The organism is Streptomyces sp. NPDC047525 (assembly GCF_040643025.1).
Lineage (GTDB): Bacteria > Actinomycetota > Actinomycetes > Streptomycetales > Streptomycetaceae > Streptomyces > Streptomyces durmitorensis.
In genome coordinates this window covers 186,972-204,430 of the sequence record NZ_JBEYTL010000016.1, presented here as the reverse complement: position 1 = coordinate 204,430, position 17,459 = coordinate 186,972, and the positions used below count along the sequence as shown (strand labels likewise).

The window sequence follows — 17,459 nt, the reverse complement described above, 5'->3', positions numbered from 1 at the left end:
CTTCAGCGAGTTCACCTGGGTGCTTCCGGTGCTGCACGTCGGCATCATCGGCATGCTGATCCTCACGCGCTGGTGGGACTTCTGGACCAGCTGACGTGGTGGAGCCGACTATCGGACCATTGCTGCGGACGGTGGAATTCTGCGCTGGGATGCTCACAGGATCGTTTCCCGGTCATGAAGACGACAACCCGAGTAACGCTCGCGGCCCTGCTTGCCGGTGTGTCCGCCGCGACCGCGGCCCCCGCCCAGGCAGCGGAGCACGCCCCCGTGGCCATCCCGCTCAACGGCCTGGAGTGGGCCCTGGACACCCAGGCTCCCGAGATCAGCACCGGCGTACCGATCCCCATTCCCGGAGGACCCGATCAGCCACGCTTCGACGAGGACCGGCTCCTGCCCGAGCGCGAGCTCCCGCAGTTCCCCGTCTCCACCGATCTGCCCGCGACCCGGGTGGTGACCCCGCTCGACGACGCCCTGGGAGAGGTCGGGTTCGACCGCATGGACGTCGCGACGCGGGAGTCGGACGTGCGGACATCGACACCGGGGGCCTCGCTGAACGCCCCGGCGACGGGGCCGCGGCCCGAGCACTTCGGGCTTCCGGGGGCGGCTCTTCCCCAAGCCGCCCTGCACGCACCGCTGTTGCAGGCACAACCGGGGGCCGATCTCGGCCTCTCGTAAGGCATCACGCAAGGAGGCATCACCCGTGGTCAAGGGAGCAGCGGCCGAAGGCCCGAGCGCGGGGCGGTTCACGCGCCGGGCCACGATGTGGAACCTCGTCGGATTCGGCTTCGCCGCCGTGACGGCGCCGACCGCTCTCCTGTGGTCGACCCGGAAGGCGGCCGGCCGGCCTCCGTCCGACGATCTCGGTGAAGGCGCGTTCGACGAGATGTACGAGGGCCGGCACATCCGCGGTTCAAGGGCCGCCCCAGGTCATCAACACCCCGGAGCCGCCTGGGACATCACGGTCGACGGCCGTCCGCTCCACCTCATGCGGCGCGCCGACGGCGGCTACCTGAGCATGATCGACCACTACCAGTCGTATCCGACGCCCCTCATCGCCACCCGCAGGGCAGTGGACGAACTCGGCCGCGGCCGGCAGCTGCGCGGCACCGACGCCTGACCACTGCCCCGCACATCGGCACACCGGACCGGAGGAGCGAACCGAAGTGGTCTACACGCGCAAGAACCAGGCCCGGCTGACCAGCGCCGAGAAGCGGCGCTTCGTCAACGCGCTGCTCGAGCTCAAACGCAAGGGCGAGTACGACGAGTTCGTCCGGACCCACGTCGAGCACTACGTGTCCGACGGGGACAGCGGACTGCGGGTGGCCCATATGACGCCCACGTTCCTGCCCTGGCACCGCAGGTTCCTCCTGGAGTTCGAGGGGGCCCTGCAGCGGGTGGACCCCGCGGTGTCCGTCCCGTACTGGGACTGGACGGTGGACAGGACGGCCGGCGCCTCGCTCTGGGGCAGCGGGCTCATGGGCGGCAACGGGCGGCGCTCCGACCGGCAGGTCATGACCGGCCCGTTCGCGCGCAAGAACGGCGACTGGGTCATCAAGGAGGGCGAGACGGACGGCGACTTCCTCATGCGCGACTTCGGCCGGCCGCAGGACCCGATCGACCTGCCCACCGAGGAGCAGCTGGCCTGGGCCCTGCGCGACCCGGTGTACGACACGCCGCCCTGGGACTCCACCTCCTCGGACGGCTACCGCAACAAGCTGGAGGGGTGGACGACCGGTGTCGGCAACGACAAGTGGCGCAACCACAACCGCGTCCACCGCTGGGTCGGCGGGCACATGCTCGGCGGTGCGTCGGTCAACGACCCCGTGTTCTGGCTGAACCACGCCTTCGTGGACCTGCTGTGGGACCGCTGGCAGGCGCGGCACCCGAAATCCGCGCCCTACCTGCCCGACAAGCCGCCGGAACCGGGCAGCGGCCCGCTGCACGGCAGCATCGCCTCCCTCCACGAGCCGATGCCTCCCTGGGGCGCCAAGCCCGACGAGCTGCTCAGCCATCGCGGCATCTACCGCTACGCATGACAGAGACGCATGACAAAGCCCCCGGCGGTCCATGACCGTCGGGGGCTTTCACACTGGGGGGTCAGCCGCCGTAGCCGCCGGGACCACCGGGGTGGCCCGGGTTGCCGTGGCCGCCGTCGGCGTTGACGCAGGTGTTGCCGAACGCCGGGTTCAGCAGCCCGATGACGTCGACAGTGTTGCCACACACGTTGACCGGGACGTGGACCGGAACCTGGACGAGGTTGCCGGAAAGGACGCCGGGCGAGCCGACGGCCGCACCCTCCGCGCCCGCGTCCGCCATGGCCATACCGGTGCCACTGAGCACCACGGCGCCCGTGCCGAGGGCAACAGCGGCTGCCTTCGCGATGCGAGACATCACGTTCTCCTTTGAATTGACGAGTACCGCCGCATGCACGCGGCCGTACTGTCCCTTCAACGGCGACAAGGTCACCAGGTAACGGCACCGATCGGTACATCATTGGTGAAATCGGCCGGGACCCCGTGTCCAGTGCTCTCCCGAGCCGTTGCGCATCACATGATCTCAACACGCCGCATGGCCGCCGCCCTCGCTCTCGCCGCCGGTGCCACCGCCCTGGCCGCACCCGCCGCGAGCGCCGCCATCTCCCCCACCGACACGATCGACTCGCTCGCCGCGTCATCGATCCCGGAGGAGCACCGCGCCGAGGTGCCGTCCGTCACGAGCCAGCTCAACGGGCTCAACGACCTCTACCAGCTCCAGCAGCTGCACCAGCTGACCGACCTGGCCGCACCGGTCACGGGCGTGCTGCCCGCGGTGCAGTAGTCACGCGCCACGCGCGCAATCCGGGGTCGGGCCCGTGCGGGTCCGGCCCCGGAGCTGTTTTTATTCCGGTGACCATGGGGGGTCCGGGTCTCTAGACTCGCCCCGTCAGCCGCTGCCGCCGTTGAAGGTGTTGCAGCCGTTCAGTCAAGTGAGGGGGCCGGGCCATGCGTTGCCGCACAGCTGCCCGCAGCCCCCTGTCACGGTTCGACGTGATCCTGGTGTCTTCGCGTGCGCGGTGCCGGCTGCGCGGCCGTCACTGAGCATCCGTGGCGAAACTCTGACCCGACCCTGAGTACGTCCGGACATCGCGCTGCCCTGCCCCGCATCACACCGAAAGGCCTCGGGCCGTGCGCACCAACACCCATCACCTGTCCGCCCGTTCATCCGCCGACGTACGGAATCTCGGCATCCTCGCCCACGTCGACGCCGGCAAGACCACCGTCACCGAACGGATCCTGTTCCTGACCGGCGCCACCCACAAGAGAGGTGAGGTCCATGACGGCACGACCGTCACCGACTTCGACGCGCAGGAACGCGACCGCGGGATCACCATCTTCGCCGCGGCCGTCAGCTGCGCGTGGGACGGCCACCGGATCAACCTGATCGACACGCCGGGCCACGTCGACTTCGCCGACGAGGTGGAGCGCTCGCTGCGGGTGCTCGACGGCGCGGTCGCGGTCTTCGACGCCGTCGCGGGGGTCGAGCCGCAGAGCGAGTCGGTGTGGCGGCAGGCCGATCGGTACGGCGTGCCGCGGATCGCGTTCATCAACAAGCTGGACCGTGCGGGCGCCGATCTCGACACGGCGGTCGCCTCGATACGGGACCGGTTGCACACGGTCCCGCTGGTGGTGCAGCTGCCGATCGGGCGCGAGGACGAGTTCACCGGCGTCGTGGACCTGCTGCGGATGCGTGCCCTGGTCTGGCACGCGGGCCGTGACACGTACGACGTCGTTCCGGTCCCCGAGGCCCTGCGCGATGAGGCGCTCCGGCGCAGGCACCTGCTGGAGGAGACGGTGGCGGAGCTGCACGCGGGCGCGATGGACGAGTACTGCACGGCGTCGGCGCTCTCCACCCCGACCCTGTCCGGCGCGCTGCGCGACCTCACCCTCAGCCGTGAGGGCGTCGTCGTGCTGTGCGGCTCCGCCTACCGCAACCGCGGAATCGAGCCGCTGCTCGAGGCCGTCGTGTCCTGTCTGCCGTCGCCTGAGGACGTCCCCGCGGTACGCGGGACCCATGGCGACACCGTGCAGGAGCGCGCCGCCGACCCCGCGGCTCCGTTCGCCGGGCTCGCCTTCAAGGTGAACGCGACGGCGACGGGACGGCTGACGTATGTACGCGTGTACTCGGGAACGATCACGAAGGGAGAGACAGTGATGGACGCGGGCACGGGCCGCACCGAACGGATCGGCCGCATCCTGCGCGTGCAGGCCGACCGGCACGCGGAGCTGGACCGGGCGACCGCCGGGGACATCGTGGCCGTGGTGGGCCTGAAGACGGCCCGCGCCGGCACCACACTGTGTTCGCCCACGGCACCGCTGGTCCTCGAACCGCCCACGGTGGCCGCTTCGGTGGTCTCCGTGGCGGTCGAGGCTCACAGGAGCGTGGACACCGGCCGGCTGTCGTCGGCTCTGGCGCGCCTGGTCGACGAGGATCCCTCGCTGGCGGTACGGGTCGACCGCGAGACCGGTCAGACGCTGCTCTCCGGCATGGGCGAGCTGCATCTGGAGGTCGCGGTGGAGAAGATCCGCCGTGCCCACGGCATCGAGGTCGGTGTCGGCCGACCGCAGGTGGCCTACCGCGAGACGGTCGTGCGCGGCGTGTCGGGACTCGTATACCGGCACGTCAAACAGGACGGAGGCGCGGGCCAGTTCGCGCATGTGGTGCTCGACGTCGAACGGCTGGAGGTGCGGGAGGGCGCGGCTCACACCTTCGTCTTCGGCTCCACCGTCACCGGCGGCCGGGTGCCGCAGGAGTACGTCCGCGCGGTGGAGGCAGGCTGCCGGGACGCTCTCGCGGAGGGCCCCCTCGGCGGCCACCCGGTGACGGGCCTTCGGGTCACGCTGACCGATGGGGCGACCCACTCCAAGGACTCCTCGGAGATGGCGTTCCGTACGGCGGGCAGGTTCGCGCTGCGGGAAGCACTGCGGGCAGCCGTGCTTGAACTCCTTGAACCGGTGGTCGAGTTGACGGCGACGGTGCCGGAGGACGCGGTCGGCGGCGTACTCGGCGACCTGGCGGCACGCCGCGGCCGGGTTACCGAATCGGCCACGCGCTCCGGCACGGCCGCGATCACGGCGACGGTGCCGCTGGCCGAGCTGTTCGGCTACGCGTCGCGCCTGCGCAGCCGTACGCAGGGGCGTGGCACGTTCACGACGCGGCCGATGGGTTACGCCTCCGTGCCGACGGCGGTCTCGGCCGGGGTGCTCGGCCGGTAGGCGGGGAGGGGGGGCACGCCCTGAGGGGCGTGACCCCCCTTTCAGCTGTGCTGCCGGGCGGAGCCCAGCAGCCAGCGCACCACGTCGACCGCGCCGTAGGGTGCGCCGTACGGGCTCAGCTCGGCCAGGAAGCCGAGGTCCTGGCCGAGCGTGGCGATGAGGGGTTCGATGCCGCCGTCGGGGCGCCGCTGGCCGAGTCCGACCGTGGCGAGCAGTCCGTTGCACAGGCACAGCCGTCCCTCGGTGGCGGCCGGGTCGCCGCCCTTGCGCAGATAGGCCGCCTCGGGTTCGGCGGGGCAGCGGTAGCCGATGGTCCCCTTGGGGGTGCGGTAGGGCGTCCGCAGATATCCGAGGTCGCAGACGCGGCGGCGGCCCGCGATGACACCGGGGTCGGAGAGGGTGCCCGGCAGCTTCGCGACCTTGAAGGGGAAGCCGGTCGGTGAGGCCAGGGGGTCGTTGCGCACCGTGAGGGCCCCGGCATGGGCCCGCTCCGTCAGCTCCCCGCGCAGGTCCGGGTCGAGCCCGGAGCCCTCGCTGAGCGCGAACGCGCTGCCGATCTGCACCCCCGTGGCCCCGGCGGCGCGGGCCGCCGCGAGCCGGTCGGGGTGGGCCGTGCCGCCTGCCAGCCAGAAGGGGATGCCGAGTGCGGCCATCCTGGCCAGGTCGGGGTGGTCGCGGGGACCGTAGACCGGGTCGCCGTCCGGGTCGAGGCACAGCCTGCCGCGCGGCGGAGCGCTGTGCCCGCCCGCGCCGTGGGTCTCGATGACGAAGCCGTCGGGCCGGGTGACCTCGTCCCTTGCGAGGTACGAGGCGAGCACGGGCAGCGAGACGATGGCGAGCACGTCGGGCCTGCGGAGACCTGTCACCACGGAGTCTGCAACGCCCCCGGGGAGGTCTGGAATTGAGGGGCGTCCGGCACGCAGCCCGTCGATCCGGACGTACTGCACCCGGCTCGTTCCCCTGCCGGTGTCTCCGGAGCCTCCCGATGCGCCCGCGCCACCGCAGGCGCAAGCACCGCCGCCACCGCCGTCGCAGCGGGCCTCCTGCGCCGGGGCGCCGCCGCCGGTCAAGGCAGCTCTCGGGTCGAAGGGGTGGGCGTACGCCTCGTCGTCCCCCTCCACCGTGACAGCGACCGTCACCGGCTCCGCGCGGGCAAGGCGTGTGGCCAGCTCCGGGACGTGGCCGGGGACGCCTGCGCCGACGAGGACGCAGTCGACGCCCGCGAGGATCGCCCCGAACATGGCGGGCGCGAGGCCCAGTTCGACCTTCCCCAGGTAGTTGATGCCGACGCGGCCCTCGCGGCCTTCATACCCCTCGCGGTCTTCGTCGCCCTCATACCCCTCCTTGGCCAGCCACACCTCGACGAAGTTGCCGAGCAGGGTCAGCAGCTCGGCGGGGCGGCCCCGCTCCGCCCGCAGCATGGGCACCGTACGGAAGCGTTCGCGCTCGCCGATGCCTCCCTCGACGTAGAAGCGGTCGATGACCTCAGCCGCCAACTCCGGTACGGGGAAGGCCGCGAGGGCGCGCCGCACGTGGCCGTCCGGGTCGCCGAGCTGGAGGCGGCGCGCCAGAACCGCGTCGAGCGCCGTGCCGGAGACGACGCCGAGCTGTCCGGCGCGGGAGACGGCGCGGGCGAGGCGCCAGTCGGAGACGCCGACGCCCATGCCGCCCTGGATGATCCGGGGCAGCGCCCGGCCCGGCTCCGTCCCGCCCGCTTCCGTCCCGCCCGCTTCCGTCCCGCCCGCTCTCGTCCTGCGCACAACGGTCTTCGGCATAGCGCTCAACCTCGCTGCTCGAGCTCCGGAACCTACGGAACCGTAGGTTCCGCCCGAAGCCCAGTCTGGGCCACTCCCGCCCGCCGGGACCACGGCGAAGGACCTGCGCCGGAGGGCCCTTCGGCCCTTGTCGTCCTCGGCCCTCAGAGGGCGAGCAGCGTCACGAGCAGGGCCGCCGACAGACCCACCTCGATCAGCCCCACCGTGCGGATCCGCAGCCCCCGGCCCGGCAGCAGTGCGGCGCGCAGGAGGCACAGGGCGAACAGCGCCGCGAGCGGCGGGTGCAGGAGCGTCGCGCAGATCAGTGCCGCGCAGTGGTAGGCGACCGAGCCGATCAGGAAGCGGCGGTTGCGGCGCTCGCGGATCATGGACTTGACGTACAGGACCGTGCCGCCGAAGTAGAGGAGGCAGGCGGCGAACGGGCCCATCCCTTCGCCCGGTGTCCCGCCGCCGACGCGCAGCGCGACCAGCAGCATGGCGCACGCGGGCACGATCGCGACCAGGCCGTTGACCAGCGCCCTCTCCCGGTTGCGCAGGGCGTAGAGGGTGTTCACCGCGAAGAACGGCAGCGCGGCGGCGACCGCCACGGCCAGCCAGGGCCGCAGCACGAGGAGCGGTGTGCCGAGCAGGATCAGCGCGGTCGCGAACGTGAGGAACGGGCGGACGTGGCGCTCGGCGGCGCGAGGGTTGCGGGAGCAGCGGCGCAGCCGGATGTGCTGCTGGAGGTGGAAGGCGGTGGCGTAGGCCAGCAGCCAGCACACGAAGAGCGGCAGGTGCAGCCACCGCGGATCGCCCAGGAAGGTGCCTGCCGCGAACGGGACGGCGAGCATGGCCCAGGCGCCGTGCTGGTCGGGTATCCACTTGGAGCGGGCGGGCGCCCTGCTGTTCATGAGAGACAAGCCTTCCCAGGAGCGACCGGCAGCGGCCGACGGCGACCGGCAGCGGACCGGCAGCGGACCGGCAGCGGACCGGCGGCGACCCGCAGCGGACCGGCGGGCCAAAAGCCCCTTTGTGCGCGCTATTTGGCCCTGAGTTCCACCATGTCACGTGCGCGTACCCCGAATTGCGGAATTAGGTCACTGTCCACTGGGACTTAAGTCCCCGGGTTCTGCCTGGTCAGCGGGCATAGGCTCGCAACAGGCCACCGAATTTCCCGGCGAGTTGTCGGCAAGTCACGGCCGGAGTCTTTTCCATTTCGGAGGGTCAAGTTGCGGCAGAATCAGCGCGGAGCCGCGGAGACGCTGCTCAAGGCCGGACGGTATTTCAGCCGTGCCGACGTTTCCGATGACTTGCGGTCGGTGCACCACACCGGCGGGCGCGACGGCGAGGCCTTCTACCGGGACCGCTGGAGCCACGACAAGGTGGTGCACTCCACCCACGGCGTGAACTGCACCGGCTCCTGCCGCTGGAAGGTCTTCGTCAAGGACGGGATCATCACCTGGGAGACCCAGGCGACCGACTACCCCTCGGTCGGCCCGGACCGCCCCGAGTACGAGCCGCGCGGCTGCCCCCGCGGCGCCTCCTTCTCCTGGTACAGCTACTCGCCGACGCGCGTGCGCCACCCGTACGTGCGCGGCACCCTCCTCACGATGTACCGGGAGGCGAAGAAGCGCCTGAAGGATCCCGTCCTCGCCTGGGCCGACATCCAGCGCGACCCGGTGCGCCGGCGCACCTACCAGCAGGCACGGGGCAAGGGCGGCCTGGTGCGGGCGAGCTGGGAGGAGGCGGTGGAGATAGCCGCGGCCGCGCACGTGCACACCATCAAGGAGCACGGGCCGGACCGGGTGGCGGGGTTCTCCCCCATCCCCGCCATGTCGATGGCCTCGCATGCCGCGGGGGCCCGCTTCCACTCCCTCATCGGCGCGCCGATGCTCTCCTTCTACGACTGGTACGCGGACCTGCCGGTCGCGTCGCCGCAGGTCTTCGGCGACCAGACCGACGTACCGGAGTCGGGTGACTGGTGGGACGCCGCGTACCTGATGATGTGGGGCTCCAATGTGCCGGTGACGCGCACGCCGGACGCGCACTGGATGGCCGAGGCGCGCTATCGCGGCCAGAAAGTCGTCACCGTGTCCCCCGATTTCGCGGACAACACCAAATTCGCCGACGAGTGGATGCATCCGCACCCCGGAACGGACGGCGCGCTGGCCCTCGCGATGGGCCACGTCATCCTCAAGGAATTCTTCGTCGACCGGCAGACGGACTTCTTCACCGGCTACGTACGTCAATACACCGACCTTCCTTTCCTGGTCACCCTGCGCCAAAGCGATCAAGGGCTGGTCCCGCACAAGTTCCTGAGCGCCGCCGACCTCGGCGAGTCCACCGACACCGAGAACGCCCGCTGGAAGACCGTCCTGGTCGACGACACCACCGGCGAGCCCGTCGTCCCGAACGGCACCCTCGGCCACCGCTGGGGCAGCAACGAGACCCCCGAGTGGAACCTCGACCTCGGCGACACCGTCCCCCGCCTCACCCTGTACGGCGAGGCGGGAGCGGACACCGCCGAGATCGTGCTGCCCCGCTTCGAGGAGGACGCGGACGCCACCGTGCGGCGCGGCGTGCCGGTCCGGCGGGTCGGCGAGCATCTCGTCACCACCGTCTTCGACCTGATGCTGGCCCAGTACGGCGTCGCCCGCGACGGTCTGCCCGGCCAGTGGCCCACGTCGTACGACGACGCCACACAGCCTGGGACCCCGGCCTGGCAGGAGACCCTCACCTCCGTTCCTGCGGCCCAAGCGGCGCGCGTGGCAAGGGAGTTCGGGCAGACGGCCGAGCAGTCCAAGGGCCGCTGCATGATCCTGATGGGGGCCGGGACCAACCACTGGTTCCACTCCGAGACCATCTACCGCGCCTTTCTGGCCCTGCTCACCCTCACCGGCTGCCAGGGCCGCAACGGCGGCGGCTGGGGCCATTACGTCGGCCAGGAGAAGTGCCGCCCGGTCACCGGCTGGGCCACCCTGGCCAGCGGCTCCGACTGGGTCCGTCCGCCCCGGCACATGATCGGCGCGGGCTGGTTCTATCTGCACACCGACCAGTGGCGCTACGACACCCTGCCCGCCGAGTCCCTCGCCTCCCCGCTGGCCGACGGGCACTTCGAGGGCATGAGCGGCGCCGACTGCCTTGCCGCCTCCGCCCGCATGGGCTGGATGCCCTCCTATCCCACCTTCGACCGGAACCCTCTGGAGCTGGGTGAGGCCGAGGACCCCGTTCAGCACACGGTCGACGAACTCAAGGCGGGACGCCTGAAGTTCGCGGGCGAGGACCCGGACGCGCCGGGCAACTGGCCGCGCGTGCTGACCGTGTGGCGCGCCAATCTCCTCGGCTCCAGCTCCAAGGGCAACGAGTACTTCCTCAAGCATCTGCTCGGCACCCACTCCAACCTCCCTGACGACGGGCCGCGTTGCGCTCCGCGCGACGTCACCTGGCATCCGAAGGATGTCGAGGGCAAGCTCGACCTGCTGCTCGCCATGGACTTCCGCATGACGTCCACGACGCTGCTCGCCGACGTCGTGTTCCCTGCCGCCACCTGGTACGAGAAGCACGACCTGTCCTCCACGGACATGCACCCCTTCCTGCACGCCTTCACCCCGGCCGTCGACCCGCCCTGGCAGGCACGCTCCGACTTCGACGCCTTCCTGACGCTCGCCCGCAGGTTCAGCGAGCTGGCCGCCGAGCACCTGGGCGTACGGAAAGACGTGGTCGCCACCGCGCTGCAACACGACACTCCCGGCGGGGAGATGGCACAGCCCGGCGGTGTCGCGCTCGACTGGTCGAAGGGCGAGTGCGAGCCGGTGCCGGGGCGCACCATGTACAACCTGGCGGTCGTGGAGCGTGACTACGGCGCCGTCGGCGAGAAGTTCGCCGCGCTCGGCCCGCTGATCGACACCCTCGGCGTCACCACCAAAGCCATCACCTTCGACGTCGGCGAGGAAGTGGCCTATCTCGGGGAGAAGAACGGCACGGTGAGGGGTGGCGTCGCCGACGGACGGCCCCGCATCGACACCGCACAGCGTGCCTGCGAGGCGATTCTCTCGCTCTCCGGGACCTCCAACGGGCGCCTCGCCACCCAGGGTTTCGAGACCCTGGAGAAGAAGGTCGGCACCAAGATGGCACACCTGGCGGCGGAGGCCGAGGGCAAGCGGGTCACCTTCGCCGACACCCAGGCCCGCCCTGTCCCGGTCATCACCTCGCCCGAGTGGTCGGGCAGCGAGTCGGGCGGCCGACGCTACACCGCGTTCACCGTCAACACCGAGCACCTCAAGCCCTGGCACACCCTCACGGGGCGCCAGCACTTCTTCCTCGACCACGACTGGATCCACGAGGTCGGCGAGGCACTGCCCGTCTACAAACCGCCGCTCAACATGCACCGCCTGTACGGAGAGCCGCAGTTGGGCCAGGTCGACGAGAAGACGGTCGCCGTGCGCTACCTCACCCCGCACAACAAGTGGGCCGTGCACTCCATGTACCAGGACAACCTGTACATGATGTCGCTCGGCCGGGGCGGCCAGACGATCTGGATGTCCCCGCAGGACGCCGAGGCGATCGGCGTGGCGGACAACGACTGGATCGAGGCGGTCAACCGCAACGGCGTCGTCACCGCACGCGCGATCGTCTCCCACAAGATGCCGCCCGGCACCGTCTACATGAACCACGCCCAGGAGCGCACGGTCGGCGTCCCGCGCACCGAGAAGACGGGCAAGCGCGGCGGCATCCACAACTCGCTCACCCGCGTGATGCTCAAGCCCACCCATCTCATCGGCGGATACGCCCAGTTGACCTGGGCGTTCAACTACCTCGGCCCGACCGGGAACCAGCGCGACGAGGTCACGGTCGTACGCCGCCGCACGCAGGAGGTGCAGTACTGATGCCCCGTGACGGAGTCACACATGGACGCGTCATGGCCCAGATCGCCATGGTCATGAACCTCGACAAGTGCATCGGCTGCCACACCTGCTCGGTCACCTGCAAGCAGACGTGGACCAACCGGCAGGGCACCGAGTACGTCTGGTTCAACAACGTCGAGACCCTCCCCGGCCAGGGCTACCCGCGCCGCTGGGAGGACCAGGAGAAGTGGAAGGGCGGCTGGGAGCGCACCCGCTCCGGCAAGCTGCGGCTGCGCTCCGGCGGCCGCGCCAAGCGCCTGGGCAACCTCTTCGCCAACCCGGACCTGCCGGGGCTCGACGACTACTACCAGCCGTGGAGTTACGAGTACAAGAACCTCACCGAGGCCCCGGCGGGCGACGACCTGCCCACCGCCCGGCCCGTCTCGCAGGTCACCGGCGCCCCCATGGAGAAGATCGAATGGGGTCCGAACTGGGACGACAACCTGGGCGGCGCGCCCGAGCACGGGCCGCGCGACCCGATCGTGGAGAAGATCCGCGACGAGGTGGGCGAGAAGATCCGCTTCGAGTTCGAGCAGTCCTTCATGTTCTACCTGCCGCGCATCTGCGAGCACTGCCTCAACCCCGCGTGCGTGTCCGCGTGCCCCTCCGGCGCGATGTACAAGCGGTCCGAGGACGGCATCGTCCTGGTCGACCAGGACACCTGCCGTGGCTGGCGGATGTGCGTGAGCGGCTGCCCGTACAAGAAGGTCTACTTCAACCACGCCACCGGCAAGGCCGAGAAGTGCACCTTCTGCTTCCCGCGCGTCGAGGTCGGCATGCCCACGGTCTGCTCCGAGACCTGCGTGGGCCGCATGCGCTACCTCGGGGTCATGCTCTACGACGCCGACAAGGTCGCCGAAGCGGCGGCCGTCGAGGACGAACACGACCTGTATCCGAGCCAGTTGGAGTGCTTCCTCGACCCGCACGACCCTGCCGTGCAGGCCGCCGCGCGCGCGTCCGGCATCACCGACGAGTGGCTCGTGGCGGCCCGGCGCTCCCCCGTGTACGACCTCATCGCCACCTACCAGGTCGCGCTGCCGCTGCATCCGGAGTACCGCACGATGCCGATGGTCTGGTACGTGCCGCCGCTCTCCCCCGTGGTCGAGGCCGTCGCCGCGTCCGGGCACGACGGCGAGGACGCGGGCAATCTCTTCGGGGCGATCGACGCGATGCGCATCCCCGTCGAGTATCTGGCGCAGATCCTCACCGCCGGTGACACGGGCGTCGTCGACGCCGTGCTGCACCGGATGGCCGCCATGCGCGCCTACATGCGGCGGATCAACCTCGGCGACGAGCCCGACGAGAGCATCGCCCAAGCGGTCGGCCTGACGGGGGTCGAGATGCGGGACATGTTCCGGCTGCTGGCCGTCGCCAAGCTGGAGGACCGCTTCGTCGTGCCGAGCGCGGCGCGGGCGGACGCGGACGCGCTTGCGGAGGCGCATCCGCTGGACGACGCGTCCGATCCGGCCCAGGCGGGCTGCCCGGTCGCGGGGCTTCCCGACGCCGCCGGGTCCCCGGCGCGCGTGCTGCTCAACCTCGGGGCCACCCGGAGGAGCGCATGAACGCGCCCGCCCCGGCGCCCGTGACCGCTGCCGTCACCGCTGCCGTCACCGCCGACGACGTCACCCGGCTGATCGTCGGCCGCTGCCTGGAGTACCCCGAGACCCGGCTGTACGAGGATCTGCCCGCCCTGCGCGCGGTGCTCGACGAGGCGTCGCCCGAGGCCGCCGCGCTCCTCGCCGGGTTCCTCGACCATGTCGCCGCCACCGAGCCGCTCGACCTGTGCGCGCACTACACGGCGACCTTCGACACCCGAAACCGCCGCTGCCTCTACCTCACGTGGTGGGCGGACGGGGACACCCGCAGGCGCGGCATGTCCCTCGTACGCGTCAAGCAGATCTACCGCGAGCACGGCCTGCGGTACGCCGACGAGGAACTGCCCGACTTCCTGCCCGTCGTGCTCGACTTCGCCGCCCGGCGCCCGGAGGCGGGCACCGGCCTCCTTGAGGAGCACCGGGTCGGGCTTGAGCTGCTGCGGCTCGCGGTCGCGGCGGCGGACACCCCCTACGCGGCGGTCCTCGAAGCGCTCTGCACCACGCTGCCCGGCCCTTCCCCGCAGACCAGGGAGGAGGCCAAGGCGATGGCTCGCAAGGGGCCGCCGCAAGAACTCGTCGGCATCGACACCGCGTTGGAGCCGTTCGGGGCACGCATCGATCTGCCCTGGCCCGCTCGTCCCGTCGTCAAAGGAACCTCCGAAAGGCCATCGGCATGACCGATCTGCTCCTGTGGGGCGTGCTGCCCTACGTCTCGATCGCGCTGCTGATCTCGGGCACCGTCTGGCGCGCCCGCTACGACCGGTTCGGCAGGACCAGCCACTCCTCCCAGCTGCACGAGTCGCGGCTGCTGCGCATCGGCTCGCCGCTGTTCCACTTCGGGATGCTGTTCGTCGTACTCGGCCATGTCGTGGGCCTGTTGATCCCGCAGAGCTGGACCGACGCGGTCGGCGTCAGCGACCACACGTACCACCTGGTGGCGGTCGGCACCGGCGCCGTCGCGGGCGCCGCCGCCGTCATCGGGATCGGGGTGCTCGTCCACCGCCGTCTGACGGTGCCCGCCGTGCGCCGGGCCACCCTGCGCAGCGACCACCTGATGTACACCTTCCTGCTCGGCGCGATCGTGCTCGGGCTCCTCGCCACGATCCTCAACTCCACTGGTGCGACGGACGGTTACAACTACCGCGAGGGCATCTCCCCGTGGTTCCGCTCGCTGTTCACCTTCTCGCCCGACCACACGCTGATGGCGGGCGCGCCCCTCGCCTTCAAGCTGCACATCCTGTTCGGCTTCACCCTGTTCGCGCTCATCCCGTACTCGCGTCTCGTGCACATGTTCAGCGCGCCGGTGCGGTACGTCTTCCGGCCCTTCGTCGTCTACCGCGGCCGGGACCCCAAGCGGCCCACCCCGCGCCCGGACCGGCGTGGCTGGGAGCGGGTCCGATGAAGGTGGTGCGCAAGCCGCGGCACGCCGTCGCGGACCGCCCCTTCCTGGTCATCTGGGAGGCGACGCGGGCCTGCCCGCTGGCCTGTCTGCACTGCCGGGCCGAGGCCGGCACCCGGCGCAGTCCGCATGAGTTGGACGGGGCGCAGGCCCGAGCCCTGATGGACCAGATCGCCTCCTTCGGCCGCCCCCACCCGCTGTTCGTCATCACCGGGGGCGATCCCTTCCAGCGCCCGGACCTTTCCGAACTCATCGCGTACGGAACGGATTTGGGCCTGCGGGTCGCGGTGTCGCCGTCCGGCACGCCCACCCTCACGCGGGAGAACCTGACGGCGGTGCGCGACGCGGGCGCCGTCGCCCTCTCGCTCAGCGTGGACGCGTCCACCGCCGCACGCCACGATGCCTTCCGGGGCGTCGACGGGGTCTTCGACCTCACGCTGCGGGGCTGGCGGACCGCCCGCGAGCTCGGCCTGAAGGTGCAGATCAACACCACGGTCTCGCGGCACAGCCTCGACGACCTGGCCGACATCGCGGCACTCGTCCGCCGGGAGGGGGCCATGCTGTGGTCCGGTTTCCTCCTCGTGCCCACCGGGCGCGGCGCCGGCCTCGCCTCGCTCACCGCCGCGGAGACCGAGGACGTACTGCACTTCCTCTACGACTGCGGGGCGTTCCTGGCCACCAAGACCACCGAGGGCCATCACTTCCGGCGCGTCGTGCTCCAGCGGACCGCCCTCGCCGAGAGCGGTGAGGTCCCCCGTACGGGAGACCTGCACGCCCGTCTCACGGCGCGTGCCGCCGCGCTCGGCCTCTTCGACGGCGAACGGCGTGCGGTCCGCCGTCCGCCCATGGACGTCTCGTCGGGGCGCGGCTTTGTCTTCGTCTCCCACACGGGCGAGGTCACCCCGAGCGGCTTCCTGCCGCTGTCGGCGGGCAACACCAAGCACCGCCCGCTGACCGACATCTACCGCGCGTCCCCGCTCTTCGCGGAGTTGCGCGACCCGGAGCGGCTGCGCGGCAAGTGCGGCCGCTGCGAGTACCGGTCGCTGTGCGGGGGGTCGCGCTCGCGGGCGTACGCCGTCACCGGCGATCACCTGGCCGAGGACCCGTGGTGCGCGTATGAGCCGCCTGCCCGTCCTCCCGTCCCCGAGGAGTCCCCGTGCGCTCAGTGATCATCATCGGCGGCGGCATCAGCGGTCTCGCCGCGGCCTGGGAACTGCGCGGCAAGGCCGCGGTCACCGTCCTGGAGGCCGACGACCGCGTGGGCGGCAAGCTGCGCACGGGCTCCCTGGCCGGGACGCTCGTCGACGAGGGCGCGGAGTCCGTCATGGCGCTGCGCCCCGAAGCCGTGCGGCTCGCGGAGGAGGTCGGCCTCGGGGACAGCCTGTGCGACCCGGCGCCCGCCCCCGTCACCTTCTGGACCCGGGATGCCCTGCGCCCGCTGCCCGCGGGGCACGTCATGGGCATCCCCGCGGACCCCGCCTCCCTCAACGGCAGCGGCCTGCTGTCCGCCGAAGGGCTCGCCAGGCTCGCCCAGGAGGAGGCGATCCCCGCGAGCCCCGTCCTCACGGACGGAGGGGACATCAGCATCGCCGGTTACCTCGTTCCCAGGATCGGCCAGGAGGCGGTGGACCGCCTCGTGGAACCGCTCCTGGGCGGGATCTACGCGGGCCGCACCGACCAGCTCTCCCTGCGCTCGGCCATGCCGTTCCTCGCCCCCGTCGCCGCCTCGGGCGACTCCTTGCTCGCCACCTTGCGCCGCCGCCAAGAGGGCCGGAGCGCACACCCGGGCCCCAGGCCGAGCGTGGTCCGCGGCATCGTCGGAGGCACCGGACGGCTGCCCCGCGCGGTGGCCGCCGCGAGCGGCGCGCGCGTCCTCACCCGCAGCACCGCCCTCGCCCTGGAGCGCACCCCGGACAACCGCTGGCGGGTGCACGCGGCCACCGACCACGGCCCGGCGACTCTGGACGCCGACGCGCTGATCGTCGCCCTGCCCGCGCCCGCCGCTGCCACGCTCCTCGGCCCGCTCTCCCCGGCCGCGCAGGCCGAGCTCGACACGGTCCGGTACGCCGGATCGGCCGTGATCACCATGGCGTTCACGCGCACGCGGCCGGGCCCCGCGCCGGACCTCAACGGATTCCTCGTACCCCCGGTGGACGGCCGCACGATCAAGGCGGCCACCCTCCTCTCCCACAAGTGGGCCTGGCAGCGTGACGAGGCGCCTTCGAGACTGATCCTGCGCGCTTCGGTGGGGCGGGTGGGCGAAGAGCACCTGCTCGACCTCGACGACCGCCACCTGATCCGGCTCGCGACAGCTGAACTGGCGCAGGCAGTAGGCCCGTTGGGAGACCTGCTGGCCTCGAAGGTCACCCGCTGGCCGCAGGGTCTGCCGCAGTACGAGGTGGGCCACGCCGACCGCGTGGCCGCCGTCCGCGAGGCGGTCGGCAAGCTGCCCGGCGTCGAACTGTGCGGGGCGCTCTACGAGGGAGTGGGAGTCGCCGCTTGCGTCGCGACGGGGCGGGCGGCGGCGGAGCGGGTCCTTGAGAACGGGTGAGCCG

The 17,459-nt window shown here is 71.4% G+C and carries 14 protein-coding genes; 11 read left to right on the top strand and 3 right to left on the bottom strand.

Annotated elements, in window-relative coordinates:
* The first annotated feature begins 174 nt into the window (after positions 1-174).
* The 3 genes from ABZ833_RS35490 (at position 175) to ABZ833_RS35480 (ending at position 2,036) form a co-directional block, all read left to right on the top strand.
* Positions 175-675 (top strand): hypothetical protein, encoded by a 501-nt coding sequence (locus ABZ833_RS35490; protein ID WP_361055769.1) that lies wholly within the window; start codon positions 175-177, stop codon positions 673-675.
* Between the two features lie 85 nt (positions 676-760).
* Positions 761-1,117, top strand: a complete 357-nt coding sequence (locus tag ABZ833_RS35485; protein WP_361055795.1) for a tyrosinase family oxidase copper chaperone — start codon at positions 761-763, stop codon at positions 1,115-1,117.
* Between the two features lie 46 nt (positions 1,118-1,163).
* A complete protein-coding gene (locus ABZ833_RS35480) occupies positions 1,164-2,036 on the top strand; it encodes a tyrosinase family protein (protein WP_361055766.1) in 873 nt (290 codons plus the stop codon).
* Positions 2,037-2,097: 61 nt separating this feature from the next.
* Here ABZ833_RS35480 and ABZ833_RS35475 read toward each other — a convergent pair whose 3' ends face one another.
* On the bottom strand, positions 2,098-2,391 hold the full coding sequence (locus ABZ833_RS35475; RefSeq protein ID WP_249588013.1) for a chaplin: 294 nt from the start codon (positions 2,389-2,391) through the stop codon (positions 2,098-2,100).
* Between the two features lie 159 nt (positions 2,392-2,550).
* Here ABZ833_RS35475 and ABZ833_RS35470 point away from each other — a divergent pair, with 159 nt between their 5' ends.
* Positions 2,551-2,817, top strand: a complete 267-nt coding sequence (locus ABZ833_RS35470; protein WP_361055762.1) for a hypothetical protein — start codon at positions 2,551-2,553, stop codon at positions 2,815-2,817.
* 347 nt (positions 2,818-3,164) lie between these two features.
* The gene (gene fusA, locus ABZ833_RS35465) at positions 3,165-5,252 is read left to right on the top strand and encodes an elongation factor G (RefSeq protein WP_361055759.1); all 2,088 of its coding nucleotides are present in this window, start codon (positions 3,165-3,167) and stop codon (positions 5,250-5,252) included.
* Positions 5,253-5,293: 41 nt separating this feature from the next.
* Here the strand turns inward: fusA and ABZ833_RS35460 are convergent, their stop codons facing one another.
* Both ABZ833_RS35460 and ABZ833_RS35455 read right to left on the bottom strand, forming a co-directional pair.
* Complete coding sequence (locus ABZ833_RS35460; RefSeq protein WP_361055756.1) at positions 5,294-7,027, bottom strand: hypothetical protein; 1,734 nt, start codon at positions 7,025-7,027, stop codon at positions 5,294-5,296.
* A gap of 143 nt (positions 7,028-7,170) precedes the next feature.
* On the bottom strand, positions 7,171-7,917 hold the full coding sequence (locus ABZ833_RS35455; RefSeq protein WP_361055753.1) for a YwiC-like family protein: 747 nt from the start codon (positions 7,915-7,917) through the stop codon (positions 7,171-7,173).
* A gap of 318 nt (positions 7,918-8,235) precedes the next feature.
* Here ABZ833_RS35455 and ABZ833_RS35450 point away from each other — a divergent pair, with 318 nt between their 5' ends.
* The 6 genes from ABZ833_RS35450 to hemG are packed head-to-tail and all read left to right on the top strand — an operon-like array spanning position 8,236 to position 17,455.
* A complete protein-coding gene (locus tag ABZ833_RS35450) occupies positions 8,236-11,892 on the top strand; it encodes a nitrate reductase subunit alpha (protein ID WP_361055750.1) in 3,657 nt (1,218 codons plus the stop codon).
* A complete protein-coding gene (gene narH, locus ABZ833_RS35445; RefSeq protein ID WP_361055747.1) occupies positions 11,892-13,472 on the top strand; it encodes a nitrate reductase subunit beta in 1,581 nt (526 codons plus the stop codon). The genes ABZ833_RS35450 and narH overlap by 1 nt, the downstream gene beginning before the upstream one ends.
* Positions 13,469-14,182, top strand: a complete 714-nt coding sequence (narJ, locus tag ABZ833_RS35440; RefSeq protein ID WP_361055744.1) for a nitrate reductase molybdenum cofactor assembly chaperone — start codon at positions 13,469-13,471, stop codon at positions 14,180-14,182. The genes narH and narJ overlap by 4 nt, the downstream gene beginning before the upstream one ends.
* Positions 14,179-14,907, top strand: coding sequence for a respiratory nitrate reductase subunit gamma (gene narI, locus ABZ833_RS35435; RefSeq protein WP_361055741.1), 729 nt, complete (start codon positions 14,179-14,181; stop codon positions 14,905-14,907). Before narJ ends, narI begins: the two co-directional genes overlap by 4 nt.
* Positions 14,904-16,073 carry a TIGR04053 family radical SAM/SPASM domain-containing protein gene (locus tag ABZ833_RS35430; protein WP_361055738.1) on the top strand — a complete coding sequence of 390 codons (1,170 nt, stop codon included), beginning with the start codon at positions 14,904-14,906 and terminating at the stop codon, positions 16,071-16,073. The genes narI and ABZ833_RS35430 overlap by 4 nt, the downstream gene beginning before the upstream one ends.
* Positions 16,061-17,455, top strand: coding sequence for a protoporphyrinogen oxidase (gene hemG, locus ABZ833_RS35425; RefSeq protein WP_361055735.1), 1,395 nt, complete (start codon positions 16,061-16,063; stop codon positions 17,453-17,455). The genes ABZ833_RS35430 and hemG overlap by 13 nt, the downstream gene beginning before the upstream one ends.
* Positions 17,456-17,459 lie beyond the last annotated feature (4 nt).

Coding starts and splice junctions, on each gene's coding strand:
- ABZ833_RS35455 (WP_361055753.1), bottom strand. CDS start 7,917: ATGAACAGCAGGGCGCCCGCCCGCTCCAAGTGGATACCCGACCAGCAC.
- ABZ833_RS35490 (WP_361055769.1), top strand. CDS start 175: ATGAAGACGACAACCCGAGTAACGCTCGCGGCCCTGCTTGCCGGTGTG.
- ABZ833_RS35475 (WP_249588013.1), bottom strand. CDS start 2,391: ATGTCTCGCATCGCGAAGGCAGCCGCTGTTGCCCTCGGCACGGGCGCC.
- ABZ833_RS35485 (WP_361055795.1), top strand. CDS start 761: ATGTGGAACCTCGTCGGATTCGGCTTCGCCGCCGTGACGGCGCCGACC.
- narH (WP_361055747.1), top strand. CDS start 11,892: ATGCCCCGTGACGGAGTCACACATGGACGCGTCATGGCCCAGATCGCC.
- narI (WP_361055741.1), top strand. CDS start 14,179: ATGACCGATCTGCTCCTGTGGGGCGTGCTGCCCTACGTCTCGATCGCG.
- ABZ833_RS35470 (WP_361055762.1), top strand. CDS start 2,551: ATGATCTCAACACGCCGCATGGCCGCCGCCCTCGCTCTCGCCGCCGGT.
- ABZ833_RS35460 (WP_361055756.1), bottom strand. CDS start 7,027: ATGCCGAAGACCGTTGTGCGCAGGACGAGAGCGGGCGGGACGGAAGCG.
- narJ (WP_361055744.1), top strand. CDS start 13,469: ATGAACGCGCCCGCCCCGGCGCCCGTGACCGCTGCCGTCACCGCTGCC.
- ABZ833_RS35430 (WP_361055738.1), top strand. CDS start 14,904: ATGAAGGTGGTGCGCAAGCCGCGGCACGCCGTCGCGGACCGCCCCTTC.